The organism is Streptomyces sp. NPDC037290 (genome assembly GCF_055603245.1).
Map to the genome: position 1 here is coordinate 1 of NZ_JBVJVZ010000194.1, position 1,061 is coordinate 1,061.

The 1,061-nt window shown below is 70.8% G+C and carries 2 protein-coding genes; both read right to left on the minus strand.

The window, feature by feature from the left end; translation table 11 throughout:
• Positions 1–527: response regulator (locus ACZ7HQ_RS45910; protein WP_471003706.1), on the minus strand; the 527-nt coding region annotated here is incomplete at its 3' end.
• Positions 524–1,061 (minus strand): sensor histidine kinase (locus ACZ7HQ_RS45915; RefSeq protein WP_471003709.1); only part of this gene is annotated, 538 nt, incomplete at its 5' end. The genes ACZ7HQ_RS45910 and ACZ7HQ_RS45915, both read right to left, overlap by 4 nt.

Sequence of the window (1,061 nt, forward strand, 5' to 3'; positions counted from 1 at the left end):
GTGTTGGACCAGCCCTGTCCTATCACCGTGAGAATCTCGCGTTCCCGTTCCGTCAGGGCGGTGATGCGCGGGTCCGAGGTGGCCCGGGCACCGGGTACGGCCGGGAGATGGTGGACGTACGCGTCGAGGAGCCGGCGGGTCAGGGCGGGGGCGACCACCGCGTCGCCGGCGGCCACGGCGCGGATACCGGCGAGGAGTTCCTCGGGCAGGGCGTCCTTGACCAGGAAGCCGCTGGCACCGGCGCGGAGGCCGGCGTACGCGTACTCGTCGAGGTCGAAGGTGGTGAGGATCAGGATGCGGGTGCGGGCGCCCGACGCGACGATGCGCCGGGTCGCCTCGATGCCGTCCAGGCCGGGCATGCGGATGTCCATCAGCACCACGTCCGGGTGGTGGCGGGCGACCAGGTGGACGGCCTCGGTGCCGTTGCCCGCTTCTCCGACCACCGTCATGTCGTCCTGGCTCTCCAGCAGCATGCGGAACCCGAAGCGCTGCATCGGCTGGTCGTCGGCGATGAGTACGGTCGTCACTGGTGCGTGTCCTCCAGAGGAAGGCGGAGCTGTACCTGCCACCCGGCGTGTTCCGGCAGCGGGCCCGCTTCGAGGGTGCCGTCGTACAGTGCGGCGCGTTCGCGCATGCCCATGATGCCCTGGGCTGCCGGCGGTGCTTCCTCTGTTTCCGCGGTTCTGCCGGCTCCGGTGCCCGTGTCGGTGATGCGGGCGTCCAGGTGCGTGTGTGAGTAGGTGAGGGTGACCGTCGCGGATGTCGGGCCGGTGGCGTGCTTGAGGGTGTTGGTCAGGGCCTCCTGGATCACCCGGTACACGGTGAGTTGGCGTCCCGGGGTGAGCGACCGCGCGGTGGGTTCGCCGTTCAGCTCCAGCTGGACGGGCAGGCCGGCTCTGCGTACGCGATCGATGAGGGGTGTCAGTTCGTCGAGCGTCGGCTGAGGGGCGCGTTCGGCGTCGGGGTGGTCCTCGCGCAGCACACCCAGGAGACGGCGGAGTTCGGACAGGGCCGCTCTGCTGGTCGTGCCGATGGCCTCCAGGGCCTGGCCCGCGCGTTCC